The organism is Saccharopolyspora ipomoeae, from assembly GCF_029952525.1.
Classification (GTDB): Bacteria; Actinomycetota; Actinomycetes; order Mycobacteriales; family Pseudonocardiaceae; genus Saccharopolyspora; species Saccharopolyspora ipomoeae.
The window spans coordinates 115470-139344 of record NZ_JASAOF010000008.1 but is presented as its reverse complement, the minus strand read 5'-3'; the positions used below and the strand labels follow the sequence as shown (position 1 = coordinate 139344).

The following is a 23875-nucleotide window of genomic DNA, read 5'->3' as shown; positions in this document are numbered from 1 at the left end:
GGGGGTACCGGGCGGCGTTGGGGTTCTTGGCTCGGACTGTCGAGAATTCGGGGAGGAACCCTGTGGCCAGCGGCGCAGCGTCGGAGAAGACCAGCAGGGGCCCAGGGATCAGCGACCTTCCCCGGGAGATCTGGATCCTCGTCGCGGGCAGTTTCATCGTCGCCGTCGGCATGGGGATCGTCGCTCCCGCGTTACCGGCGTTCGCCACGAGTTTCGACGTCGGGGTGACCGCGGCCGGGTTCATCGTCAGCGCCTTCGCGATGATGCGGCTGATCTTCGCGCCGCTGAGCGGGCGCCTGGTCTCGGCGGCGGGCGAGCGCACGATCTACGTCATCGGCATCACGATCGTGGGCATCAGCAGCACCGCGTGCGCCTTCGCCGACTCCTACTGGCAGCTGCTGGTGTTCCGGGCGCTCGGCGGCATCGGGTCGACGATGTTCACCGTCTCCGGCGTCGGCCTGCTGATCCGGTTGTCGCCGCCGCACCTGCGCGGACGCGCCTCCGGCTTGTGGGCGACGAGCTTCCTGCTGGGCAACATCTCCGGTCCGATCGTCGGTGGTCTGATGGTCGGGTACTCGCTGCGGCTGCCGTTCGTCACCTACGGCATCGCCCTGTTCGGCGCGGCCTTCCTCGGCTGGTTCATGCTGCGCAAGTCGACCCTGGCGGCTCCGCTCGGCGACGACGCCACCCCGGCGATGCCGCTCGGCGAAGCCCTGAGGATGCGCTCCTACATCGCCGCGCTGCTGTCGAACTTCGGCACCGGCTGGGCGGTGTTCGGCGTCCGGATCGCGCTGGTCCCGCTGTTCGTGGTGGAGGCGCTGAAGGCGCCGCAGTCGATGTCGGGCATCGCCCTGTCGGTGTTCGCCGCGGGCAACGCGGGCGCGCTGCTGGTGTCCGGGCGGATGGCTGACCGGCACGGCCGCAAGCCGCTGGTGCTGATCGGCCTGGTCGTGCAGGGCGTGGCGACGGCGTCGCTGGGCTTCACCGACTCGGTGCCGCTGTTCCTGGCGGCGTCGCTGATCGCGGGCATGGGTGCGGGCGTGCTCAACCCGGCGCAGAACGCGGCGGTCGCCGACATCATCGGCGGCAACCGGCGCGGCGGCACGGTGCTGGCGACCTTCCAGCAGTCGGCGGACCTGGGCGCCATCCTCGGACCGCTGATCGCCGGAGCCCTGGCCGACACGGTGTCCTACCAGGCGGCGTTCCTGGTCACGGGCGCCACGGCGGCCCTGGGCCTGCTGGCCTGGGTCGGCGCCCCGGAGACCCGGCCGCGCCCGGAGTCCGACCCGGAGCCGCAGCGCGCCACCGCCTGAGGTGTCGATCCCGCCCGGGTCGGGTACTCATGGGGTGACGCCGCGGGCGTCGTGGTGACCCCTGCCCGATGCGGGAGGACGACATGAACACCACCGGGATTCCCGGACATGAGCTGACCGAGGACCTGCTGCTGCGGGAGCTCGGGCACCTGCACCGGACGCGCAACGAGACGTTCCTGCACGGCTCTCCGGACGCGCTGCGCGAGCACACGGCCCGCACGTTCGAGCTGGAGCAGGAGTACCTGCGCCGTCACCCGGAGCGCGAGGTCGATCCGCGTCGCACGCGCGACGGTGCCCGAGGGGAGCCGCAGCATGCCTAGTCCACGCGTGGTGATCATCGGTGGCGGGCACGTGGGCCTCACCCTGGCGCTGCGGCTGCAGAAGAAGCTCGACGCGGGTGAGGCGAGGGTGACCGTCATCGACACCCAGCCGCACATGACCTACCAGCCGTTCCTCCCGGAGGCCGCGGCCGGTTCGCTGGAACCCCGCCACGTGGTGGTGCCGCTGCGGGAGGCGCTCAAGCGCTGCGAGGTGCTGACGGCTCAGGTCAGCACGATCGACCACGCGAACCGGTGCCTGACGGCGACGTTGGGCGACGGCAAGGTCGAGCAGCTCGGCTACGACATCCTGGTTCCGGTGCCGGGTTCGATCTCCCGCGCGCTGCCGATCCCGGGCCTGGCGGAGCAGGGCGTCGGGTTCAAGACCATCGGCGAGGCGATCTACCTGCGCAACCACGTTCTGTCCAGGTTGGACATCGCCGCGAGCACGGAGGACGAGCGGCTGCGCCGGAGGCTGCTGACGTTCCTGTTCATCGGCGGCGGTTACGCGGGCATCGAGGCGCTGGCGGAGCTGCAGAGCATGGCCCGCTACGCGATCCGCAGCTACCCGCAGCTGTCCGAGCACGACATGCGCTGGGTGCTGGTGGAGGCGATGGGCCGGATCATGCCGGAGGTCAGCCCGCCGATGGGCGAGTACACCCGGCGGCAGCTGGAGAGCCTGGGCATCGAGGTCAAGCTCAACACCACCGCGAACTCCCTTGTGGACGGACGCGTGGAGCTCTCCGACGGCGACGTCTTCGACTCGGACACGATCGTCTGGACGGCGGGCGTGAAGCCGCACCCGATGCTGGAGGACAGCGACCTGCCGCGAGATGCCAAGGGCCGCTTGGAGTGCACGACGAGACTGCAGGTCAAGGGCACCGACGATGTCTTCTCGGCGGGCGACTGCGCGGCGGTGCAGGACCTCACCAGCAGCGACCCGGAGGCGTTGACGAGCCCGTCGGCGCAGCACGCGGTCCGGCAGGCGAAGCTGCTGGCGGACAACATCATCGCCCAGCTGCGCGGCGAACCGCTGCACGAGTACCGGCACAAGCACGCGGGCTCGGTCGCGGGCCTGGGCCTGTTCCGCGGCGCGGCCGAGGTCTACGGCATCAAGCTCAAGGGCCTCCCGGCGTGGCTGCTGCACCGCGCCTACCACCTGATGAAGATGCCGACGGCCTCCCGCAAGGCCCGCATCCTCGGCGACTGGCTCCTGGAACTCCCGTTCCACCGCCAGGTCGTGGCCCTGGGCGAACTCCACGACCCGAGAGCGGAGTTCGTGAAGGCCGCCAACACCAGAGGCCTCCCGCAACCCCGAGGGACCACAGCCGCAGGATGATCGAAGTGACCGTCCTCACGGAGCTCCGAGGACTCCGTGAGGACGGCACCCCTCCGGGATCGATCCGGGTAATGTTTCCCCAGGTCAGGAGGGATTCAAGGGAGCTCGACGCACTAATGAGACCCCCCTGAAAACGCCCCCGAACGACTGTTGTACTGTATTGGCACACGAGATGAGCGGGACGGAAACGAACCGAACACCTCGGAAAACAGAACAAGGGGCTGTGGCGCAGCTGGTAGCGCACTTGACTGGCAGTCAAGGGGTCACGGGTTCGAATCCCGTCAGCTCCACCCTCAAAGTAGGCCGGTTATCCTGGAGAAGTCCAAGGTAACCGGCTTGCTTGTTGTTCCAGTGCGGCCGGTCCGTCGTGATCATGCCTAGCGCGTTCGTGGACGACCTGTGGACCAAATCGCTCTAGATCAGCTGGCTTCGGCCTGCGGAGCGTGGTCCGTGCGACGCGAGTGGAGCGGGAGCAGGCACCCCGCCCAGGACGTGCTACGGACAGGGCCGCTACATCAACCCGCATCGGCCGGGTGACGGGCGGGCGGGGTCGTAGCCCAGGCGACGGCGTCGTCGAGTTCGTCGTACCCGAACCGCCGCACTTCGGCCCGGACGAAGTGATTCGCAAGATGAGGCACGAGGCCGGCCAGCTTGCTGTCAGCCGCCAGCGCGACCTTCCTGATCTTCCGATGATGGTCCCGGACGAACCGCACGTGCCCGAGCAGGCTTCCGACGTTCTCCCAGCCCGGAAACTCGCGAGCGTGCACCACAACACCGGCCAGCTCATCGTGGGTTTCGAGCCAGCTGTCCGCGGTCTGCGCCAACGCGTCGAAGTCCGGTGCACGCAGCGGCTGCGTGACCTCAACCACCAGAACCTGGGACTCCGACAGGAGATGGTGGGACACGCCGGGTCCTTCGGGCAGCGAAGCCAGCCAGCGCAGGGCCTCCTCGCGGTCGTGGCTGCCGAAGACACGTACAGGGCAGGGCATCAGAAACCCCATGAGGCGGGTCGACTCGCGAATCCAGCCGGTGTCGCTGACGATCGCGCACCCCTCGAACAGCCGCATGGCGCCGATCCCGACCTTGAGGTCTTCCCACCCCGCTGCCGGGGTGAACGATTGGAATTCCGGGCCGAACTCGTACAGGAACCGGATACGGCGACCTTCCCTGCGCGCATCATCGACCAGCGGCTCGATCACCGTTTCGTAGTCTTCTTTCGACACCGTGCCGATCGCCTTCACGGCATCGACTCCGGCAGGCGCGTCTTGGGCCCTTTCCAGCATGCCATTCTCCTCTCGGTACCCAGTGCGATGTGGAGAGCGGCCTCGGCCGGGGCTGGCGCTCATCCTCGCGCCCGAAATCAATTCATATCGTTCTTGTCCTCAGACCGCCTCATCGTGGCAGCATGTCCAGATCTCCGCGACCGGCACCGTGATCGACGTTCTTCGTCGCGCTGGTTGTTCGGACGGCACGACGTGCTGGCCACGAATCACCTCGCCCGCGCCCTGTTTTCGCCGGTGCTGGCGCGACGGCCGGCGAGCACCGCGCGATTCCTGTACCTGGAACCCGAGGCGGGCGCGCGCGTTCTTCGTCGACCACGACCGCATCACCTGGGAGGTGGCCGCAAAACTGCGCGTGGAAGTCGGCCGCGCCCCGCACGACGAGCAGCTGACCGCCCTCGTCGGCGAGCTCGCCGAACCCGGCCTTCTCCTCAACGTCTGCACGGCCGGCGCGGACGGCCTCGCCGTCCTGGGCGCGTGGGGATCGGGGAAAGCGGGTAGCCCTCGCGTGGACCGTGCATCAGCGACGAGGGACGGAGTGGTCATGACCAGGAGAGATGACATGCGGGTCGCCAAGGCGCTGCAGGGGCTCGAGTTCCCCGCCGACCGCGATCAGATCCTCGATTTCGCCACCGACCGCGAGGCCGACGCGGAAACCCTCAGCGCGCTCCGGTCCATCCCCTCCGCGCGGTACGCCAGCAAGGACGAGGTCGTGCACGCGGTTCCCCAGGAACCCGAGGGCGATGCCCCGGGTGGTACCGCACGCGGCTGACTTCGCGTTCGCAGGCCGTCGAGCGCCCCCGGAGCTATCGTGACCGGCATGGTCCGGGGGCTGGCTCTTCTCGTGTTCGCACTGGTGGCGGCGGCGTGCGGGACCACCCCGCCGCCACCACCCGCTCCCAGCGCGCCCCCTCCCAGCACGCCTGCGCCGAGTCCCGCCCAGCCGCCGCCCCCTGCGCCGTCGCCCCCCGCGCTTCCGGTGAAGCAGGCTCCCGACGGGTTCGTGCGGTTGCGGGATGTGGATTCCTCGATCTTGGAGGACGTGCGGTACGCGACTCCGCACAACTTCACCGGGGATCCCGTGCCCGGGTACGACGAGCCGATGTGCGTGCTGACCCGGCCGTTGGCGGAGGCGTTGCACCGGGCTCAGCAGCAGCTCGTGCCCGAGGGGTATTCGCTGAAGGTGTACGACTGCTACCGGCCGCAGCAGGCCGATGACCGGTTCGTCGAGTGGGCGCAGAACGACGACCACCGGATGAAGGACGAGTTCTACCCGGGCCTGGCCAAGTCGGAGCTGTACTCGGCGGGCTACATCGCCGAGAACTCCGGGCACAGCAGGGGGAGTTCCGTCGACCTGACGCTGGTGCGGTTGCCCGCCGCGCCGCAGCGGCCCTACGTGCCCGGTGAACCGCTGCACCCCTGCACCGACCCCGTCGGTGAGCGGTTCCCGGACAACGGCGTCGACATGGGCACCGGGTTCGACTGCTTCGACGACCGCGCGCACACCGACGACCCGCGCATCACGGGGGAAGCGCGGGCCAACCGGGACGTGCTGCGCGACGCGATGACCTCCGTCGGGCTGCAGGGCTACTCGGGTGAGTGGTGGCACTTCAACCTGCCCGACGAGCCGTTCCCCGGCGAGTACTTCGACTTCCCCGTCAACAGCGCGGCTTTCCGCTGATCGGGCGGTTCGGACCAAGTTCGTCGTTGCGCGACGCAACTTTCGCGGTGGTGCGTCGTTGACCATCCCGACATGACACGCACGGGTCGCCTCGCGGCCCGATCGACTTGCGCAGTTCGCACCATCCAAAGACGCAGGGAGCGACCCGCAAATGCCCCGATCCGTCCTGCCGGCGCGCGGAATCATCACCGCGGCCGCGTTGTCGCTGGTCATCGCCGGTGTGCAGGCAGCACCCGCGCTGGCCGACGAGGCGCCGACCACGCCGCCGATGGTCAGCGCCGACTTCTACGACCCGCCCGCCGAGCTCCCCGACGCCGACGGCGCCCTGGTGCGCACCGAGCCGCTGCCGCTGGCGCTGAGCCTGCCCAGCATCGGCGGCCAGCGGCTGCCCGGAACGGCGACGCGGCTGATGTACAAGACCACCGACTCCACCGGCAAACCCGCCGCGGTGACCGGGGCTTACATCGAACCCGCAGCTCAGTGGCGCGGCGAAGGTCCGCGGCCGGTGGTGGCCGTGGCGCCCGGGACGATGGGGCAGGGCGACTCCTGCTCGGCGTCGATGGGCCTGGAGCGGCCGATCTCGCTCAACGGCGACTCGGTGTCGGTCGGCTACGAGGACATCGCGATCTACCGGCTGCTCGCCGAAGGCGCCGCCGTGGTCGTCACCGACTACGTCGGGCTGGGCACCACCGACCGGCTGCACACCTACGTCAACCGGATCGACGGCGGGCACGCGGTGCTCGACGCGGTCCGCGCGGCCCGGTCGCTGCCCGGCACCTCGATCACCCCGGACTCGCGGGTCGCCCTCTACGGCTACAGCCAGGGCGGCGGCGCCACCGGATCGGCGGCCGAGCTGCAGCCGACCTACGCCCCCGACGTCCCGCTCGCCGGCGCCTACGTCGGTGCACCGCCCGCGAACCTCACCGAGGTCATCGGCGGCATCGACGGCAGCGCCCTGGTCGGGGCGCTCGGCTGGTCGCTCAACGGCTTCATCCAGGCCAACCCCGAGCTGCAGCCCATCGCCGACGAGTACCTCAACGAGGACGGCAAAGCCGCGCTGGAGGACCTGTCGACCTCCTGCATCGGCGACGGCATCTTCCGCTACGCCTTCGGCCGCAGCTCGCAGTGGACCACCACCGGGCAGACCCTCGGCGAGGTCGTCGACGCCGAACCCGCGGTGCGCGATGTACTCGACGAGCAGCTGATCGGCACCCACCAGCCCGCCACCGCGGTCCGCGTGGCGACCGGCGTGCAGGACGACATCGTGCCGCACGAGCAGGCCCGCCAGCTCGCCGTCGACTGGTGCGACGCGGGCGGCGACGTCACCTACGCGCCCGTCCAGATCCCCGACCTGGGCAAGGGGCTGCTGACCAACCACCTGGTCCCGCTGCTCACCGACCAGGGCGCGGCCATCTCGTGGCTCACCGACCGCCTCAACGGCACGCCCGCCACCAACAACTGCAGCACCCTCCCGGAACAACCCTGACGCGCAACGGGGCCGCGCCCCTCGCGGCCCCGTTCGCAGGGTCCGGCCGACGCTGGAGTTGATCTCGGATGTGCTGCGAGGACAGTTTTTCCTCGAATCACCCATGATCGATGTCCGTTTTGCCCGGACAGTTCTCACTAAAACTGTCACCTGGCGACCCTCGTGCCCTCGCCAGGCGGCGAACACCGCGCTCCTTCGAAGGGTTCGTGCGGAGCCGCGTGCGCTCGTGGATCGTGACTTGAGGGTGCCGCAGCGGCATGGGTTACACCTGCTCTCGGGAACACGTCCGGGAGGAAGACCATGCACCACGACCTGCTGATCGTCGAAGACCTGATGTTGCTGCTGCTCCACGACGAGCACGGCACCATCGCCGGGGCCGGGACCCTGCACCACACCCTCGGCGGGGCGATGCTCGTCGAACTCGCGCTGCGCGGTGCGATCGAGACCGAGGAAGGCGGGGCGAGCCTCAACGGCCCCCGGGTCCGGGCGGTGGAGGGCGCGGTGCTCGACGACCCGCTGCTGCGGTCGGCTCACGCCGAGGTTGCGCGGAAAACCCAACGCGCGCAACCACTCCTGAACGGAGTCGGCGGCGGGCTGCGGGAAACGGTGATCGACCGGCTCGTCGAGCGCGGCCTGATCCGCCGTGAGCAGAAGCGGGTGCTCGGGGTCTTCCGCACGACCACGTGGCCGGCCGAGGACACCCGGCACGAGGCGGAGCTGCTGGCCCGGGTGCGCGCCGTCCTCGAAGACGGCGAGGAACCCGATCCGCGCACGGCCGCGGTGATCGCGCTGGTGTCGTCGAGCGGCGCGCTGCCCGGGCTCCACCCGAACCCGAAGTGGTCGAGCCGGGTCGCCACGCGGGCCAAGGAGATCGAGCGGGGCAACTGGGGCGCGACGGCGGTGAGCGCCGCCGTCACCCGGACCGCGGCGGCCCTGGCCGCCTCGACCGCGGCGGTCAGCGTCGCCGTCTTCACCGCGGTGCAGTAGCCCGAACAGCGGTGCGAAGGTGCGGCGGAGCGGGGGCGGCGGGGGCAGAATCGGGGCACCTGCGACCGAGGGAGGGCCGTCGCGATGGTGTTGCCCGCTCTGCCCGACGAGACGTTCCGGCGCGTGCTGTGCGTCGTGGCGCACCCGGACGACATGGAGTACGGCACGTCGGCTGCCGTCGCCCGCTGGACGTCGCGCGGTATCGACGTCGGATACCTGCTGCTCACGCGGGGTGAGGCGGGGATGCCGAACCCGCCGGAGGAGACCGCTCGGCTGCGACTGGCCGAGCAGCGCGCCGCGTGCGCGACCGTCGGCGTCGAGCACCTGACCGCGCTCGAACACCCTGACGGGGTGCTCGAGCACGGTGTGGGGCTGCGCCGCGACATCTGCCGGGAGATCCGCCGGTTCACTCCCGACGTCGTGGTCATCGGCACGCCGTTCGAGATCGAGACGCCGATGGGCTTCAACCAGGCCGATCACCGCGTGGCGGGCGTGGCGACCGCCGACGCCGTCAACGACGCCGACAACCGGTGGATCTTCCCCGAGCAGATCGACGACGAAGGGCTCGACACCTGGAACACCCGGTGGATCCTCATCCCCGGCATCGCAGGGGAGCTCGCCGCCACCCACGCCGTCGACGTCAGCGGCCGCCCCCTCGAACTCGGCGTCGCGTCGCTGGAGGCCCACGCCGCCTACCTCGCCGCCATCCCGGACCACCCGGCGCCGGACGACTTCATCCCGAAGATCCTCGCCGCCAACGGCAAGCACGCCGGGGTCGACCACGCGGTCCTCTTCCGAGCCCAGGACCGCCACGCACCCCCGACGTTCCTGGAGGACCTGGTCTGATCACACGTTCCCGGTGAATGGGCGAGGCGAACGGATTCGGTTTCGCCGACGCCCGGAGAGCCGCGGGCGAGCTCTCGACCTCGAAGACTTCCAAGCACCGCGGGTTCAGCAGAGCGGCTACGGGTCGTCTGAGGTGTTCTCCGAGCGGTACCGGCATTCACGGCAGTGGAAGTGGATGTCACGGATCGAATTGGCCTGCACGACGGTGTCGGCACGGTCTACGACGAGTTCGTTGCGGACCAGATCCGACGTGTCTTGGTCGAAGGCCATCGGCTCAGGAGTGCGATTCGGGAAGAGCTTCGCGGAGCATCGGTCGGCGAAGCTGATCGCTATCCGAACCAGGAACGTGGTCAAGGCTATGACCAGCGCTATCGCACCTCCGTAAAGGAGGATCCGGATCGTGTTTTGGGCAGCACTCCCCGCAAGGGCATTAGCAGAAAGGATGCATAATGCTCAGATCAAACGGGTTCAATCGCTGACGGTCCTTTCGTCGCGAGGCTGCCACGTTGATCGTACCGCTCATTCGATCGCTGCGGAATCGTCTGATCGGGGTGAGGGCCGAGAGCGCCTGGCCGGTTGTTGTTTTGGGACGTCGTAGGGGGCGTCCGGGCGGGGCTGCCGGCTCGGGTTGTGCGGCTCTGGTGGGGTGGCACGATTCGCTGCCAGGGTGTCGTTCATGGTGATGACGTTCTCGGCCCCGGCGGTGGCGTGCCGTCTCAGCGGTACTCGGCGCGGTAGGCGGTGGGGTCTGCCGGGGGTTCCGGGTCGGGGTCGGTTTCGTGGAGGCCGAGCTGGACGGAGCGGCGGATCTGGTCGCGGTTCTCGCGGACGACCTCGGTGAAGAACTGGTCCGTGCGCTCGTCGTTGAGCACGTCGAGGATGACCCGGATCGTGGTGTCCACGATGGACTTGACGATCTCGTCGTGGAACGGCAGGTGCTTGATCCGGCCCACCTGCTGGTCGTTCTTGAGCTTCTCGGTGACGATCTCGCGCAGCACCTCGCGGTGCTCGCCGAGCGAGCGCGCGACGTTCTCCGGGTAGTGCCCGGTCTCGACGACCTTGACGACCTCGTCGAGCACCGCCACCGTGATCGGCTTCTTGATGGCCAGCACGATCGGCCGGGAGAAGCGCTCGATCACCCGCTGCGTCACGCGCTCGCCGAACGCTCGGTCGGCCGTGCGGGCCAGCCGCATCAGCACCACGACGACCCGCAGCAGCCGGAACCCGCGCAGCGCGGGGTGGGCGACCGGGATCATGCCGAGGATCTCGTACCAGCTGGCCAGCGGGAACCGCCGCTGCCAGCCGGTTCCGCGCCACCGCCAGAGGAACTCGACGAAGAACACCCCGCAGATCGCGGTGTCGATGACGAACACCGCGTGCGCGGTCTCGGGCGAGGTGTCGAAGAACATCGCGTAGCAGAGCAGGCCGAGCGAGAACACGGCGAGCACGAGCATCGAGATGTCCACGGCGGTGGTGCTGCGCCGCGGAGCTGCGATCGCGCTGGTCATGGTCCCGCATTGTGACGGTTGTTCGCGTCCGCCCGGTACAGGCGCGCGTGGTACCCGGTCGAACCGTTATCGGGACCGTGATCGGGGGCACTTCGATGCTTGGCTGTGGGCAGTTTTAGCCATAACCGTCCCGGATTGATGTCCGAAATGTCCGGACAGTTATGGCTAAAACCGTCACCTGGTGACCTCAGATCATGCGGGTGCGACCATGGCTGCCCGTGGAAGAACTGCTGCTCGACGACCCCGTCATCGCCAGCGTCAAGGACGAGGCCGGGGTGGACGCCGTGCTCCGGGCCGAGTGCCCGGTGGTGTTCTTGCTGTTCGGGTCCGTGCTGACGCTGCCCTCGCTGGTGGATCGGCTGACCGCGGGCGGCAAGACCGTGCTGGTCAACGTGGACATGGTCGACGGGCTGGCGGCCAAGGACGTCGCCGCGGAGTTCGTGCGCGCCAAGACCGGGGCCGCCGGGGTGCTCAGCTCCAAGGCCGCGATCGTCAAGGCCGCGCGGGCGCAGGGACTGCTGGGCGTGCACCGCTTCTTCCTGGTCGACTCCTTCTCGTACCGCAACCTGGGCAAGCAGATCGCCCACTCCCGGCCCGACTACGTCGAGATCCTGCCCGGCTGCGTGCCGCGCGTGATCGGCTGGCTGCGCGAGGACGTCGACGTGCCGATCATCGCCGGCGGCCTGGTGTGCGACAAGGACGACGTCGTCGCCGCACTCGGGGCCGGCGCCACGGCCATCGCCTCGTCCAACACCGACGTCTGGTCCATGTGACCCGTTCCCGGCGTCGAAAACCCCGGCGTTCGTCGCGTGAAAACCGGAGTCTTCGATGCGGGGTCAGCCGAAGAGGGTTGTTGAGCGGTGGAAGATCTGGTCGGTGTGGTAGGTGATGTCGCGGTGGATCTCGCGCAGTCGGGTGTAGAGGTGGTGGTTGTCGGGGTTCGGGGTGAACACCTCGGGGGTGGCGAGCATCGTTGCTGCCGCTTCGTCGGCGTCGGGGAACAGGCCGAGGCCTACGCCTGCGGTGATCGCTGCGCCCAGGGCTGCGCCGTTGTTCGCCCTGCGCGAGGCGGGGAGGCCGAAGACGTCGGCGATGATGCGCATCATCACGTCGGCCTCCGCGCCGCCGCCGGAGACGATCACCCGCGAGAACTCGGTGCCCAGCTCGGCGGCCATCGCCCCGGCGTGCTCGACCATCGTCAGCGCGATCGCCTCCAGCACGGATCGGTGCAGGTGGAAGCGGCCCTGCCTGCCGTCGAAGCCGAGGAAGGCCCCCTTGCGGTGCGGTTTCTCGGTCGGAGCGAGCCAGTCGAGCACGGTCATCAGCCCGTCGCTGCCCGCCGGAACCCGTGATGCGCCGTCGTCGAGGTACTGCTCGGGGCTCAGCCCGGCCTCCCGCGCGGCGCGCGCGACCTCCTCGCCGAACAGCTCCCGCAGCCAGCTGACGGTCCACATGCCGCGCCGGATCCCGCCGCTCTCGTAGAGGTACTCGCCCGGAACGCACCCGAAGTTCGTCCAGAACCCGGTGGCGTTGCGGACGTTGCGCGACCCGGTTGTCATGCCCGCGATGTAGGTGCCCAGCGACAGCAGCAGGGAACCCGGCTCGCGCAGCCCGCTGCCCAACGCCTCGACCGCCTTGTCGTTGGCGGTGGCGACCACCGGCAGACCAGCGGGCAACCCGGTGCGCTCGGCTGCCGACGCGGTCACCGTCCCCAGCACCTCACCCGGCATGACCAGGTCGAACAGCATCTCGCGGGGAACGCCCCCGGTGTCGTCGCGCCACTGCCAGGTGTCGGTGTCGATCGGCCACGCGCCCTGGTAGTTCGCCGCCGTGTCGCGGAACTCGCCGGTCAGCCGGTGCGTGATGTACCCCGAGGACGTGGTGACGCGGGCGACGGCGGGATCGGTGTGCTCGTAGGGCCGCGACACCCGATCGTCCATCCAGCTCAGCACCGGTGCCGCCAGGGTCCCGTCGGCGCGCAGCAGCGCCCGGCAGAACCGGATCGTGCACAACCCGACCGCGGCGATGTCGCCCGGATCGCCGTCGAAGGACGCCATCGCCTCCCGGCAGGCCGCGCCGATCGAGGTCCACAGGTCGTCGTCGGGGTGCTCGACGACGCCCGGGCGCGGGGTGTGGTTGGGCCGCAACGGTCGTCGGCCCCGGCTGACGACGGTGCCGCGCTCGTCGAAGATGCTGACCTTGGTGCTCTGCGACCCGTTGTCGATGCCGACCAGGTAAAGCGTCAACGTGGAAACCAATCGGGGGAGGAGGGGGAGGCGGCCGCGCCGTTGCGGCCGCTTCGCGCTGGTCAGGCCGGGAAGATGGTGCCCCGGTTCATGATCCCGTTCGGGTCGAAGGCCTGCTTGAGCCGCTGCAGCACGGGGTAGGCGCTGCCGTGCTCCTGCTCGGTCCACTCCGCGCGGTACTTGCCGATCCCGTGGTGGTGCACCATCGAACCGCCGTGCCGCAGCGCCTCTTCCACGATGATCGCGTTGATCGGCTTGTGGTACTTCTCGATCTCCTCGCGCGGCTCGCAGTTGATGACGTAGTCGTAGACGAAGTACATGTTCGTCCCGGTCTGGTAGCTGTGCGAGGAGTGCCCGCCCAGCATCGTCAGGTCCGCGGCGTGCGGGTACTCGGTGCGGACCCGGTGCATCACCGCGTCGTAGATCGCGCCGACGCTCGACCAGTCCGCCGAGACCTCTGTGGTGTAGCCCAGGCGTCGCTCGGCGAGCATCGTCTCCTTCTCGGCCTCGATCTTGTCCTGCCCCCAGTTGAGGTTCTCGAACCAGGTCTCGATCAGCGCCGGGTCGACGGGGGAGTGGGAGTGCTGGGCGACGACGCGGTCGATCTCGGCGCTGGTGGCCTCGACGATGCCCTTCGGACCCTCGGCCACGAAGATCACCACGCAGCGGCCGTCGGCGAAGTGCGCGAAGTGCTGCGCGGCGTCCTCCTCGGAGTACACCCGCGCCACCGACGGCCGGAACCCCTCGGTGATCACCTCGCGGAGGACGGAGATGCCGGTGTGCACGTCGTCGACGAGGAAGCCGTGGAACCGGTTGTTCTCGGGCGCGTGCTTGAACAGCTTCACCGTGACCTCGGTGACGAAGCACAGCGCGCCCTCGTTGCCGATCACCACGTGCCGGATGTCGGGTCCGGCGGCGCGGCGCGGCACGTTCTTGATCCGGCTGATCGTGCCGTCCGGGAACACCGCCTCCAGGCCGACGACCATGTCCTCGATGCCGCCGTAGAGCGTCGAGAACTGGCCGATGGAGCGGGTGGCGACCAGCCCGCCCAGCTGCGCCAGCGGCTTGGACTGCGGCGAGTGCCCGGTGGTCAGCCCCTGCTCGCGCAGGGTGTCCTCCAGCACCTGCAGCGGCACCCCGCACTGGGCGGTGACCTGCATGTTCTCGGCGTCGATGCGGATGATGGCGTTCATGTCGGAGCCGTCGAGCACGATCGTTCCCCCGACGCTGGTCTCCAGGCCGCCCTCGGTTCCGGTGCGGCCGGTGCGCGGCACGACGTTGATCCGGTGCTCGTCGGCGAAGGCCAGCACCGCGGCGACCTGCTCGGCGGAGGAGGCGCGCACGACGGCGCGGGGGAGCGGGCCGTCGAAGATGCCGTGCACGGCGGTGTACTTCTTGAACCGGTCCACGCTGGACTCGCGCAGCACCTGCTCGTCGGTCACCACCCGGTCCGCTCCGACGAGGTCCCGCAGCTCGGCGATGATGGGGTCTGTCACGGTTGTCGTTCTCCGTATCGTGGAAGGGTTTTCAGCGGGTGAGGTAGCCGCCGTCGACGGTGAGCACCTGGCCGTTGACGTAGTCGGAGGCGCGGCTGGCGAGGAAGATCGCCGCGCCCATCAGATCGGCGACCTCGCCCCAGCGGCCGGCCGGGATGTGGTCGAGGACGCGCTGGTTGGTCTCGGGGTTCGCCCGGGTCCGCTCGGTGATGGCGGTGGCGAAGTAGCCGGGCGCGATGGCGTTGACCTGGATGTTGTGCTGCGCGAGCTCGTCGCAGTAGGCCCTGGTGAAGCCGACGATGCCGTGCTTGGTCGCCGCGTAGGCGGGGGACCACTGGCCGCCGAGGAAGGAGAACAGCGACGCGATGTTGATGATCTTCCCGGAGCGCTGCTCGACCATGAGCCGGGAGGCCTCGCGCCCCAGCTCGAACGGCGCGGTCAGGTTCACCCCCACCATCGGGTCCCACTGCTCGCGGCCGAAGTCGGCGACCTCGGCGGTGTGGCAGATCCCGGCCGAGTTGATCAGCACGTCCACCGATCCGAGCCGCGTCGCGCACTCGTCGACGACCCGGCGCGGCGCTCCGTCGGCGGTGATGTCGACGTGCAGGAACTCCATCCGGCGCCCCTCGGCCTCGACGAGCTCGCGGGTGGCGCCGTCGTCGTCGAGCACGCTGGGCACGAACACGTCGGCACCGGCCTTGGCCAGCGCCAGCGTGAACGCCTGCCCGAGCCCGGTGTTGCCGCCGGTGACGACGGCGTTCTTGCCGGCCAGCGAGAACGCCTCCAGCGAGAAGTCGCGAATGTCCATGGAACGCCTTCCTCCGGCGCGCGGCCGGACCTCTCGGGCATGAAAAAAGAGAACAGTGGTCCCCGGGATGAGCACGGGTCACTGTTCTCTGAGTCTCTAGCGACCGCCCGCCGGAAGCGGGCGAGTATGCGGTTGTCCGGCCCCTGGGCCGTGAAGCGGAACGCTAGCCACCGCCCGCGAACCCTGTCAAGAAGCCACCATGACGGCGCGGTGGACCGAGTCGCGGAGCAGCCGGCGGCGGCGCTCGTGGGCTTCTTCGGGTTCGTCGGCGTGGGCGGCGAAGACGTTGCTGACCGGGGACCAGGCCATCGACATCGAGATGACCAGGGTCATCACGTCGAACGGGTCTCCGGGGCGGATCCGGCCCGCGTCCTGGCCCTCGGCGATGGCGCGCAGCTTGTGGTCGTGGCGGTGGTCGGCGTCGGGCAGCAGGTCGCCGGTGGGGCGGCGCTCCAGGCGCGACCAGGTGGCCAGCCGGACCAGGTCGGGGCGTCGCAGGTAGTCGTCGTAGAGGCGGACGGCCCAGTCGGCGAGGTCGTCGCCGATCGGGACGGCGTCGACGATCCGGTCCAGGGAGGCGTTGAAGATCGCGTCGAACAGCGCTTCCTTGTTGCCGAAGTAGCCGTAGAGCTGGGCCTTGTTGGTGCGCGCGTCGGCGACGATCCGCTCGATGCGCGCTCCGGCGATCCCGTGCTGGGCGAACTCGCGGGTGGCGATCTCGATGATGCGGTCGCGCGTGGCGGCTCCGCGCGAGGTCAGCGGCTTGTCGACCATCCTCGCAGGGTAGCAAACAGAACAGTTGGTTTGCTTTTGGTGCGATCCGGGGCTAGCTTGAAATAGACAGAATGGTCTGTTTGGAGGACTTCTGATGAGGACCACCACGGGATGGCGGGCGGACGGACCTGCGGCGACGCTGCGCCAGGTCCCCCTCGAACGGCGCGACCTGCGTGCCGACGACATCGCGGTGCGAGTCGAGCGCTGCGGCGTCTGCCACACCGACCTGCACAGCATCAACAACGCCGACGGGGCCGTCGTGCCCGGCCACGAGTTCACCGGGACCGTGACCGAGATCGGCTCGGCGGTCACCGGTTTCGCGGTCGGCGACGCCGTGGCCGTCGGCAACATCGTCGACTCCTGCGGGCAGTGCGCGATGTGCCTGGCGGGGCAGGAGAACTTCTGCCACGAGTTCCCGACGACGACCTACGGCGGCACCGATCGGCACGACGGGACGACCACCCTCGGTGGCTACGCCCGCGAGTACGTCGTGCGGGAGTCCTTCGCCTACGCGCTGCCCGACGGGCTCGATCCGGCGGCCGCCGCACCGCTGCTCTGCGCGGGCGTCACCGTGTGGGAACCGCTGCGCGCGCTCGGCGTCGGTCCCGGCAGTCGCGTCGCCGTGGCGGGTCTGGGCGGGCTGGGGCACCTGGCGGTCAAGTTCGCGGTCGCGCTCGGCGCGGAGGTCGCGGTGATCAGCCGAACGCCCGACAAGCTCGACGACGCCCTGGAACTCGGCGCCCGCGACCTGATCGTGTCCACTGAGGACGACCGGATGGCGGCCTCGCGCGAGAGCTTCGACGTCGTCATCGACACCATCTCCGCCGCCCACGATCTCGGCTCCTACCTGCGGCTGGTGGCCGTGGACGGCACGCTCGCCGTGGTCGGTCACCTCGGCCCGATCTCGCTGGAGGCGATGGACCTGCTGGTCGGCCGCAAGAAGCTCACCGCCGCCGGGAGCGGCGGGCGTCCCGCGACGCGGGCGATGCTGGAGTTCTGCGCCGAGCACGACCTGGTCGCCGACGTCGAAGTGCTGCCGTCCGCGCAGGTCAACGAGGCCCTGGAGCGTCTGGGGCGGGGTGACGTGCGCTACCGGTTCGTGCTGGACATGTCCGACTTGGACTGAGGTTCGTCCTGCGGGGGCACGGTGACGAGGCGGAGGCGGCAGAGTTGGCGGACGTAGCGGCTGGCTCGTCCGTCGCCGGGGAGCACCAGCGTCGGGCGTTGCAGGGTCTCATCGTTGTAGCGGGTGGCCAGCAGCGCCCCGTTGGCGCCGAACTCCGGGTCGATCTCGGCCAGCGACAGCACCACCTGGAAGCCGTCCTCGGAGATCGCGACGACCACGACGTTGAGCCGGCCCATCTTGTGCCGCCGGTCCCAGCGCGGCTCCAGCTCGGACAGGACCTCGTGCAGCGGGACCCCGCGCACCCGGTGCGCCTCGCGGATTCGCCTGGTCGCGTAGTCGACGTCCAGCGGTTCGCCCGCGCGGGCGTCGAGGTCGCGGGTGTCGATGAGCTTGTCGTCGGCCACGTCGCCGGTGACGAGCACCTGGCCCGGTTCGAGGGGTTTCCGCTGGGTCGGCACGAGCCTGTCCACCGCACTGCTCGACGGGTTCATGATCAAGCACGGTAGAGCGCTGCGGAGGGGGTCACATCCGCCGATCAGGGGTGGGTTCGAGCCGCAGACGATCACTCACAGCAGTGGTTCGCACGCATCTGCGGATAGTTCACGTTCTTACCAACGCATCTGCGGAAGGCGACGCGAAGCGGGAGAGTTGTCGGCCGGGTGATCGGCGCTCACCCTGGTGGGGTGGACAGCGCGAGTTATGCCCGCTTCCTGCCGGATTCCTACCGGCGGCGCGCCACCGCGGTGGAGCCGACGTCGACCTGGTGGCGCTGGCGGGGCGGTCACGTGCACATCGCCCGAGCGGCGGCCCCGGACGCTCCCGCCCGGGTGATGGCGATCCACGGCGCAGCCGGTCACTCCGGGGCGCTGTGGCCGGTGTGCTCGCCGGTCGCGGGCATGGCCGACCTGCTGCTCCCGGACCTGCCGCCCTACGGCGCCAGCGGCGTCGACCGGCCCGGCCGGATCCGCTACGGCCACTGGGTGGAGCTGCTGTGCGAACTGGTCCTCGCCGAACGGCTGCGGGACGACCGGCCGCTGGTGCTGGTCGGCGCGAGCATGGGCGGGATGCTGGCCTACGAGGTCGCCGCCCGCACCGGCCAGGTCTCCGCCGTGGTCGCCACCTGCCTGCTCGACCCGGCCGACCCGGACGCCCGTCGGCGCGCGGCCCGCGGCTTCCTCGGCTCGATCCCGGCGCCCCTCCTGGCCGTGGCGGAGCGGCTGGTCGGCGGGGTGCGGGTGCCGATGCGGTGGATGGCCGAGGTCGGCAGGATCAGCCGGAACCCGGAGCTCTCGGCGCTGTGCGCCGCCGATCCCCGGGGCGGCGGGTTGCACGCCCCGATCGGCCTGCTGACCAGCTTCGCCCGCTACCGCCACACGCCACCGGAGGACTTCGCCGAGACACCGGTGATCCTCACCCACCCGGCGGCCGACGACTGGACGCCCCCGGAGCTCAGCCTCCGCTTCCTCGACCGCATCAAGGCCCCGACCGCGGTCGTCATGCTCGAAGGCTGCGGCCACTACCCGGCCGAAGAACCCGGCCTCACCCAACTCGCCGAAACCCTCTACAGCCTCGTCGGCAACACCCTCGGAGAGGTCGCGGAAGGCTGAAGCCCGCGGTCTCCACGAACGTTCGGTTCCGGCCACGGGGAAGTTCTCATGAAAACCTCCCCTCCACCCCAAAACCGAAGTTTTCATGAAAACTGTCCCCACAACCATCCACCCGAGTTGTCGGAAGACCCCCGTGAGGGGTCTCCTGACGTGCGGATCCCTCCTCGAGTGGGGAAGTTTTCATGAAAACCTCGGTTCTGGTGGGGGAGGGAAGTTTTCATGAAAACTTCCCTCCCCTTGACACGGGACCGGCCCGGGGGCGTCCGCTGAGGACGGTCCCGGGCCGGGTTCGCGTTGAGCGGGGGAGGGATCACTTGAGCTCGGCGCTGGACTTGCCGAGCAGGCGGCGGGCGACGATGAGCTGCTGGATCTGCTGGGTCCCCTCGAAGATGTCGAGGATCTTCGAGTCGCGGGACCACTTCTCCAGCAGCGACTCCTCCGTGTAGCCGACGGTGCCGCACAGCTCCACGCAGCGCAGGGTGATGTCGACGACCGAGCGACCGGCCTTGGCCTTGGCCATCGACGCCTGCAGCGAGTTCGGCTTGCGGTTGTCGGCCATCCACGCCGCCTGCAGCGTCAGCAGGTACGCGGCCTCGTAGTCCGCCTCCAGCTGCAGGAACGCAGCGGCGGCGGCGTGCTGCGAGTTGGCCGGGCGGTCGTAGTCGACCGTCACGCCTGCCTCGGCGAGGACCTTCTGGGTCTCCTCCAGCGCGGCCCGCGCGACGCCGATGGCCATCGCGGCCACCAGCGGACGGGTGTTGTCGAAGGTCTGCATGACGCCCGCGAAGCCGGACTTGGTGTCGATCTCCGGCGAGCCCAGCAGGTTCTCCTTCGGCACCCGGCAGTTGTCCAGCCGGATGACTGCGGTGTCGGAGGCCTTGATGCCGAGCTTGTGCTCCAGCCGCTCCACCTTGATGCCAGGGCGGGTCTTCTCCACCACGAACGACTTGATGGCCGCGCGGCCCTTCGTCTTGTCCAGCGTCGCCCACACCACGACGGTGTCGGCCCGCTGACCCGCGGTGACGAAGATCTTCTCGCCGTTGAGCACGTACTCGTCGCCGTCGAGCTCGGCGGTGGTGGTGATGTTGGCCGAGTCCGAGCCGGTGTGCGGCTCGGTGATGGCCATCGCCGCCCACACGTTCGCGAAGCGCTTGGCCTGCTCCTCGTTGGCGACCGAGGCGATGGCCGCGTTGCCCAGGCCCTGGCGCGGCATGGCCAGCAGCATCGCGACGTCGCCCCAGCACATCTCCATGGTGCCCAGCACCAGGTTCAGGTTCGCGCCGTTGCGGTTGCCCTTCTGGGCGTCGTCGCCGCTCTTGCGCACGCCGGCCGCGCCCGCGCCGCCCTCACCGGACGAGTTGAGCCCGTCGAGCAGGGCGGCGAGGGTGTCGAGCTCCTTGGGGTAGTCGTGCTCGGCGCGGTCGTACTTGCGCGAGATCGGGCGGAAGACCTCGGAAGCGGCCTGGTAGGCCTGGTTGACCAGCGCGGTCGCCTTCTTCGGGACCTCAAGATTGATCATGGGATTAAGTCCTTCGCGTCTCGAAAGCCCTCAGACGAGGACCGCGCCTTCCATCACGCCGATGGCGCGCAGGTCTCGGTACCAGCGCTCGACGGGGTGTTCCTTGGTGTAGCCGTGGCCGCCGAGCAGCTGCACGCCCGCGCTGCCGATCTGCATCCCCTTGTCGGTGGCCAGCTTTCGCGCCAGCGCGACCTCGCGGGCGAACGGTTTGCCCTGCTCGGCGCGACCGGCGGCGCGCAGCGTGGTCAGCCGGATGCTCTCCAGCTCGATGCCGATGTCGGCGACGTTGAAGGCCACGGCCTGCCGGTGGCTGAGCGGCTCGCCGAACGCGGTGCGCTCGTTGACGTAGGGGATGACGTAGTCGAGCACGGCCCGGGCGGTGCCCGCTGCGAGCGCGGACCAGGCCAGCCGGGACAGCCGCACCAGGTCGGTGAACACGTCGAGGTCTCCCTCGCCGAGCAGCGCGGTCCGCGGCACCTCCACCTGCTCCAGGTGCACCTTGCCGGTCGCCGCCGAGCGCAGGCCCATCGCGGGCTCGGCCTCGACGGACAGGCCCGAGGTGGAGGACTCGACGAGGAACAGGGCGGGCTTGCCGTCGAGGTTCGCCGAGATGATGAACAGCTCGGCCTGGGCGGCGCGCGGCACCATCGACTTCGCGCCGGTGAGCCGGTAGCCCTGCGGGGTGCGCTGGGCGGTGGTGGTCGGGTTGAGCGGGTCGCCGAGTGCCACCCGCTCCTGCAGCGCCAGCGCGGCGGCGGGCACGTTCTCGCCGGTGAAGGCGGGCAGGTAGGTGGCCTGCTGGTCCTCGTCGCCCCACAGGGTCAGCGCGGTCGAGACGGCCGACGGCGCGAGCACCGCGACGGCCAGGCCCATGTCGCCGTGTGCGAGGGCCTCGCTGACCAGCACGTTCGTCACGGCGGAGCGCTCGGTGCCGATGCCGCCGAGGGACTCGGGGATGCCCACGACGCTCAGGCCGAGCTCGGCGGAGCGCTCCAGCAGGCCGTCCGGCGGGGCGAGCTTGGCGTCGGCGTCCGGGGCGGCCGGGCGCAGCTGCTCGGCGGCGAACTCGCGCACCGTCTCGGCGATGAGCGCCTGCTCCTCGTCGGGCTCGATGTCGAAGAGGTCCTTGGACGGGGCCGGGGTGAGCCGCGCGGGCTTGTCGTGGCCCTGGGCCTTCTTGAAGGACCGGGTGGCGGCGCCGGCGGCCTTGAAGCCGGTTCTCGTGCCGGACTGCACCAGGTTCTCGAACTGCTTGCGCAGGCCGAACTTGTCGATGATCGGCGCGCTGGCGATCTTGGTCAGGGCCGCGAGGCCGAGGCCCATGGCGTCGCGCTTCTTCGCGCCGCCAGCCTGTCCGGGTTGGGCGTTTGACACGGTGCGTCTCCAATCGGCCGGCTGCACGGCCGGGCATTACCTACTGACGAGTAAAATAACGCGTTCGAGCACCGCCGCGCCAGAGACCCCGATCACGACTTGCTTGCGTTCTCGCCCACCCCTGCTCCGCAACCCACCCGTGGGTCCCCCGAACGAAAACCCCGGTTTTCGTCGCGTCGAATGTTGCGGTTTTCGACGCGACGAGAACCGCAACGTTCGACGCGGGGAGGGGGTGGGGATGTCGTGAGGTCGCGCGGGTGAAGCGATTGGCTAGTATCACTGGCCGATTCCGTTCGGGGGACTCATGTCGTTGGAGCAGCTCTACCTGGTGCTGCTCGCCGGTGGGCTGGTGCTGCTGGCGGGTGTGGTGGGCACCCGCGTCGCGCACGGGGCGGGGCTGCCGAGCCTGCTGCTGTTCCTCGCGCTCGGCGTGCTGCTCGGGGAGAGCGGGATCGGGTTCGACTTCGACAACGCCGAGCTGGCGCGCAACCTCGGCACGGCCGCGCTCGCGGTGATCCTCGTCGAAGGTGGTCTGACCACGAAGTGGTCCGACGTGCGCAGGGTGGTCGCCCCCGCCGGGGTGCTGGCCACGCTCGGCATCGTCGTCAGCCTCGCCGTCACCGCCGCCGGGGCGCACTACCTGATGGGCTTCGACTGGCAGCTGGCCCTGCTGCTCGGCGCGATCGTGTCCTCGACGGACTCCGCCGCGGTGTTCTCGGTGCTGCGGGTGCTGCCGCTGCCGCGCCGGGTCGCCGGACTGCTGGAGGCCGAGTCCGGTTTCAACGACGCGCCCACGGTCATCCTGGTGCTGCTGTTCAGCGCCACCCCGTTGCTGTTCGAGCCCGGCCACCTGCTGCTGAGCCTGGTCTACCAGCTCGGTCTGGGCGGGCTGCTCGGCGTGGGCGTGGGCTGCCTGGGCGCCCTGGTGCTGCCGCGCGTGGCGCTGCCCGCCTCCGGGCTCTACCCGCTGGCGGCGTTCGGGCTCGGGTTCGTCGCCTTCGCCGCCGCCGGCGCCGCCCACGCCAGCGGGTTCCTCGCCGCCTACGTGTCGGGGGTGGTGCTGGCCAACAGCGGCCTGCCGCACCGCTCGGCGACGCGGTCGTTCGCCGAGGGGCTGGGCTGGCTGGCCCAGATCGGGCTGTTCGTGCTGCTCGGGCTGCTGGTCTCGCCGAGCAGGCTGCCGTTGGAGCTGATCCCGGCGCTGGTCGTCGGCCTGGTGCTGCTGCTCCTCGCCCGGCCGCTGTCGGTGGTGCTGTCGCTGGTGTGGTTCCGGGTCCCGCTGCGCGAGCAGGTGTTCCTGTCGTGGGCGGGGCTGCGGGGCGCGGTGCCGATCGTGCTGGCCACGTTCCCGGTCGTGCAGGGGGTGCCGGACAGTCAGCGACTGCTCGACGTCGTGTTCGTGCTGGTCATGGTGTTCACCGTCGTGCAGGGGCCGAGTCTGCGGTCGCTGGCGCGGTGGATGGGGCTGATCCCGCGCGAGGCCACCCGGGAGATCCAGGTCGAGGCGGCCCCGCTGGACGTCCTCGACGCGGAGCTGCTGTCGATGGAGGTGCCACCGGGTTCGGCGATGCACGGCGTGGAGGTCCGCGAGCTCCGACTGCCCGAACCCGGCGTGGTCACCCTGATCATCCGCGACGGCCACACCTTCGTCCCGGCGCCGGACACCGCCGTCGACAACGGGGACGAGCTGTTCATCGTCACCACGCTCGCCCAGCGCCAGGCCACCGAGAACCGGCTGCGCGCGGTGAGCAGGCGGGGCCGCCTCGCCCACTGGTTCGGCGAGTTCGGCGAGCCCGCCTGATCCTCAGCTCCGTCGCGCGACCTCGGCGGTGAGGATCTCCGACTCGTGCCGGGCTCGGATGCGCCCGAAGGACCAGATCGTCACCGCGTGCGCCGCGGCCAGGACCAGCAGCAGCGCGCCGATCCGGCCGACCACGGTCCTGGGCTCACCGCCCAGGTCCATCGGCAGGATCGCGATGAGCGCGACCAGTCCGAGCGTCGCGAGGTGGAACACGACGGTGACCAGCTGGTTCAGCGGCGCCGCAGTGCTCCCGAGCTCTCGGAGGTAGGCGGTGCCGCTGCGCCGCAGCAGGTGTCCGTCGACCGCGACCAGCAGGGTTCCGGCGACCAGGAACGTCAACAACGATGCCATCGGACGACTCCTTCCC

General features: G+C 70.0%; 23 protein-coding genes, 1 tRNA gene and 1 pseudogene. 15 read left to right on the top strand and 10 right to left on the bottom strand.

Annotation, left to right across the window (positions count from 1 at the left end):
* Positions 1-62 precede the first annotated feature (62 nt).
* From QFW96_RS15290 to QFW96_RS15275, 4 genes are all read left to right on the top strand, one after another.
* Positions 63-1313: an MFS transporter gene (locus tag QFW96_RS15290; protein WP_281456308.1), complete on the top strand. Its 1251-nt coding sequence runs from the start codon at positions 63-65 to the stop codon at positions 1311-1313.
* A 68-nt stretch (positions 1314-1381) separates the two neighbouring features.
* A complete protein-coding gene (locus QFW96_RS15285) occupies positions 1382-1633 on the top strand; it encodes a DUF6158 family protein (protein WP_281456307.1) in 252 nt (83 codons plus the stop codon).
* Positions 1626-2969, top strand: coding sequence for an NAD(P)/FAD-dependent oxidoreductase (locus QFW96_RS15280; RefSeq protein WP_281456306.1), 1344 nt, complete (start codon positions 1626-1628; stop codon positions 2967-2969). Before QFW96_RS15285 ends, QFW96_RS15280 begins: the two co-directional genes overlap by 8 nt.
* Positions 2970-3186: 217 nt before the next feature.
* Positions 3187-3259: transfer RNA gene (locus tag QFW96_RS15275), tRNA-Ala, on the top strand.
* 225 nt (positions 3260-3484) lie between these two features.
* Here QFW96_RS15275 and QFW96_RS15270 read toward each other — a convergent pair.
* Positions 3485-4252, bottom strand: coding sequence for a SpoIIAA family protein (locus tag QFW96_RS15270; RefSeq protein WP_281456305.1), 768 nt, complete (start codon positions 4250-4252; stop codon positions 3485-3487).
* 180 nt (positions 4253-4432) lie between these two features.
* Here QFW96_RS15270 and QFW96_RS15265 point away from each other — a divergent pair.
* The 7 genes and pseudogenes from QFW96_RS15265 to QFW96_RS15235 all read left to right on the top strand — a co-directional run.
* A pseudogene (locus QFW96_RS15265) lies at positions 4433-4742 on the top strand (MmyB family transcriptional regulator); the annotation flags it as partial.
* Positions 4743-4793: 51 nt separating this feature from the next.
* Complete coding sequence (locus QFW96_RS15260; protein ID WP_343231389.1) at positions 4794-5021, top strand: DUF2795 domain-containing protein; 228 nt, start codon at positions 4794-4796, stop codon at positions 5019-5021.
* A 207-nt stretch (positions 5022-5228) separates the two neighbouring features.
* Positions 5229-5930 (top strand): M15 family metallopeptidase, encoded by a 702-nt coding sequence (locus tag QFW96_RS15255; protein WP_281456304.1) that lies wholly within the window; start codon positions 5229-5231, stop codon positions 5928-5930.
* A gap of 151 nt (positions 5931-6081) precedes the next feature.
* Complete coding sequence (locus QFW96_RS15250) at positions 6082-7416, top strand: lipase family protein (protein ID WP_281456303.1); 1335 nt, start codon at positions 6082-6084, stop codon at positions 7414-7416.
* A 300-nt stretch (positions 7417-7716) separates the two neighbouring features.
* Positions 7717-8403, top strand: coding sequence for a GOLPH3/VPS74 family protein (locus QFW96_RS15245; RefSeq protein WP_281456302.1), 687 nt, complete (start codon positions 7717-7719; stop codon positions 8401-8403).
* An 84-nt stretch (positions 8404-8487) separates the two neighbouring features.
* Positions 8488-9249: a PIG-L deacetylase family protein gene (locus tag QFW96_RS15240; protein WP_281456301.1), complete on the top strand. Its 762-nt coding sequence runs from the start codon at positions 8488-8490 to the stop codon at positions 9247-9249.
* Between the two features lie 165 nt (positions 9250-9414).
* Complete coding sequence (locus QFW96_RS15235) at positions 9415-9699, top strand: hypothetical protein (RefSeq protein ID WP_281456300.1); 285 nt, start codon at positions 9415-9417, stop codon at positions 9697-9699.
* 266 nt (positions 9700-9965) lie between these two features.
* On the opposite strand, the gene QFW96_RS15230 is transcribed toward QFW96_RS15235, so the two are convergent.
* On the bottom strand, positions 9966-10757 hold the full coding sequence (locus QFW96_RS15230; RefSeq protein ID WP_281456299.1) for an ion transporter: 792 nt from the start codon (positions 10755-10757) through the stop codon (positions 9966-9968).
* Between the two features lie 194 nt (positions 10758-10951).
* Between QFW96_RS15230 and QFW96_RS15225 the strand changes: the two genes are divergently transcribed.
* A complete protein-coding gene (locus QFW96_RS15225) occupies positions 10952-11530 on the top strand; it encodes a glycerol-3-phosphate responsive antiterminator (RefSeq protein WP_281456298.1) in 579 nt (192 codons plus the stop codon).
* A 63-nt stretch (positions 11531-11593) separates the two neighbouring features.
* On the opposite strand, the gene QFW96_RS15220 is transcribed toward QFW96_RS15225, so the two are convergent.
* From QFW96_RS15220 to QFW96_RS15205, 4 genes are all read right to left on the bottom strand, one after another.
* On the bottom strand, positions 11594-13003 hold the full coding sequence (locus tag QFW96_RS15220) for an FGGY-family carbohydrate kinase (RefSeq protein WP_281456297.1): 1410 nt from the start codon (positions 13001-13003) through the stop codon (positions 11594-11596).
* A gap of 62 nt (positions 13004-13065) precedes the next feature.
* Entirely contained in the window at positions 13066-14499 is a 1434-nt protein-coding gene (locus tag QFW96_RS15215; protein ID WP_281456296.1) for an FAD-binding oxidoreductase, read from the bottom strand.
* Between the two features lie 31 nt (positions 14500-14530).
* Positions 14531-15307 carry an SDR family oxidoreductase gene (locus QFW96_RS15210; RefSeq protein ID WP_281456295.1) on the bottom strand — a complete coding sequence of 259 codons (777 nt, stop codon included), beginning with the start codon at positions 15305-15307 and terminating at the stop codon, positions 14531-14533.
* Positions 15308-15493: 186 nt separating this feature from the next.
* Positions 15494-16081, bottom strand: coding sequence for a TetR/AcrR family transcriptional regulator (locus QFW96_RS15205; RefSeq protein WP_281456294.1), 588 nt, complete (start codon positions 16079-16081; stop codon positions 15494-15496).
* Between the two features lie 94 nt (positions 16082-16175).
* Between QFW96_RS15205 and QFW96_RS15200 the strand changes: the two genes are divergently transcribed.
* On the top strand, positions 16176-17207 hold the full coding sequence (locus QFW96_RS15200; RefSeq protein WP_281456293.1) for an NAD(P)-dependent alcohol dehydrogenase: 1032 nt from the start codon (positions 16176-16178) through the stop codon (positions 17205-17207).
* On the opposite strand, the gene QFW96_RS15195 is transcribed toward QFW96_RS15200, so the two are convergent.
* Positions 17171-17698, bottom strand: coding sequence for a molybdopterin-binding protein (locus QFW96_RS15195; RefSeq protein WP_281456292.1), 528 nt, complete (start codon positions 17696-17698; stop codon positions 17171-17173). The genes QFW96_RS15200 and QFW96_RS15195 overlap by 37 nt on opposite strands.
* Positions 17699-17890: 192 nt before the next feature.
* On the opposite strand from QFW96_RS15195, the gene QFW96_RS15190 reads away from it, so the two are divergent.
* Entirely contained in the window at positions 17891-18814 is a 924-nt protein-coding gene (locus tag QFW96_RS15190; protein ID WP_281456291.1) for an alpha/beta hydrolase, read from the top strand.
* A 310-nt stretch (positions 18815-19124) separates the two neighbouring features.
* Here the strand turns inward: QFW96_RS15190 and QFW96_RS15185 are convergent, their stop codons facing one another.
* Both QFW96_RS15185 and QFW96_RS15180 read right to left on the bottom strand, forming a co-directional pair.
* Positions 19125-20333, bottom strand: a complete 1209-nt coding sequence (locus QFW96_RS15185; protein WP_281456290.1) for an acyl-CoA dehydrogenase family protein — start codon at positions 20331-20333, stop codon at positions 19125-19127.
* 30 nt (positions 20334-20363) lie between these two features.
* Entirely contained in the window at positions 20364-21656 is a 1293-nt protein-coding gene (locus tag QFW96_RS15180) for an acyl-CoA dehydrogenase family protein (protein WP_281456396.1), read from the bottom strand.
* 361 nt (positions 21657-22017) lie between these two features.
* On the opposite strand from QFW96_RS15180, the gene QFW96_RS15175 reads away from it, so the two are divergent.
* Positions 22018-23508, top strand: coding sequence for a potassium/proton antiporter (locus QFW96_RS15175; protein WP_281456395.1), 1491 nt, complete (start codon positions 22018-22020; stop codon positions 23506-23508).
* A gap of 3 nt (positions 23509-23511) precedes the next feature.
* On the opposite strand, the gene QFW96_RS15170 is transcribed toward QFW96_RS15175, so the two are convergent.
* The gene (locus QFW96_RS15170) at positions 23512-23859 is read right to left on the bottom strand and encodes a hypothetical protein (RefSeq protein WP_281456289.1); all 348 of its coding nucleotides are present in this window, start codon (positions 23857-23859) and stop codon (positions 23512-23514) included.
* Between the last annotated feature and the right edge of the window lie 16 nt (positions 23860-23875).

What these genes read in the sequence shown, in the direction of transcription:
- QFW96_RS15285 (WP_281456307.1), top strand. Translation starts at nt 1,382, where the DNA reads ATGCGGGAGGACGACATGAACACCACCGGGATTCCCGGACATGAGCTG.
- QFW96_RS15280 (WP_281456306.1), top strand. Translation starts at nt 1,626, where the DNA reads ATGCCTAGTCCACGCGTGGTGATCATCGGTGGCGGGCACGTGGGCCTC.
- QFW96_RS15270 (WP_281456305.1), bottom strand. Translation starts at nt 4,252, where the DNA reads ATGCTGGAAAGGGCCCAAGACGCGCCTGCCGGAGTCGATGCCGTGAAG.
- QFW96_RS15260 (WP_343231389.1), top strand. Translation starts at nt 4,794, where the DNA reads ATGACCAGGAGAGATGACATGCGGGTCGCCAAGGCGCTGCAGGGGCTC.
- QFW96_RS15250 (WP_281456303.1), top strand. Translation starts at nt 6,082, where the DNA reads ATGCCCCGATCCGTCCTGCCGGCGCGCGGAATCATCACCGCGGCCGCG.
- QFW96_RS15245 (WP_281456302.1), top strand. Translation starts at nt 7,717, where the DNA reads ATGCACCACGACCTGCTGATCGTCGAAGACCTGATGTTGCTGCTGCTC.
- QFW96_RS15240 (WP_281456301.1), top strand. Translation starts at nt 8,488, where the DNA reads ATGGTGTTGCCCGCTCTGCCCGACGAGACGTTCCGGCGCGTGCTGTGC.
- QFW96_RS15230 (WP_281456299.1), bottom strand. Translation starts at nt 10,757, where the DNA reads ATGACCAGCGCGATCGCAGCTCCGCGGCGCAGCACCACCGCCGTGGAC.
- QFW96_RS15225 (WP_281456298.1), top strand. Translation starts at nt 10,952, where the DNA reads ATGCGGGTGCGACCATGGCTGCCCGTGGAAGAACTGCTGCTCGACGAC.
- QFW96_RS15210 (WP_281456295.1), bottom strand. Translation starts at nt 15,307, where the DNA reads ATGGACATTCGCGACTTCTCGCTGGAGGCGTTCTCGCTGGCCGGCAAG.
- QFW96_RS15205 (WP_281456294.1), bottom strand. Translation starts at nt 16,081, where the DNA reads ATGGTCGACAAGCCGCTGACCTCGCGCGGAGCCGCCACGCGCGACCGC.
- QFW96_RS15200 (WP_281456293.1), top strand. Translation starts at nt 16,176, where the DNA reads ATGAGGACCACCACGGGATGGCGGGCGGACGGACCTGCGGCGACGCTG.
- QFW96_RS15195 (WP_281456292.1), bottom strand. Translation starts at nt 17,698, where the DNA reads ATGAACCCGTCGAGCAGTGCGGTGGACAGGCTCGTGCCGACCCAGCGG.
- QFW96_RS15185 (WP_281456290.1), bottom strand. Translation starts at nt 20,333, where the DNA reads ATGATCAATCTTGAGGTCCCGAAGAAGGCGACCGCGCTGGTCAACCAG.
- QFW96_RS15180 (WP_281456396.1), bottom strand. Translation starts at nt 21,656, where the DNA reads ATGGGCCTCGGCCTCGCGGCCCTGACCAAGATCGCCAGCGCGCCGATC.
- QFW96_RS15170 (WP_281456289.1), bottom strand. Translation starts at nt 23,859, where the DNA reads ATGGCATCGTTGTTGACGTTCCTGGTCGCCGGAACCCTGCTGGTCGCG.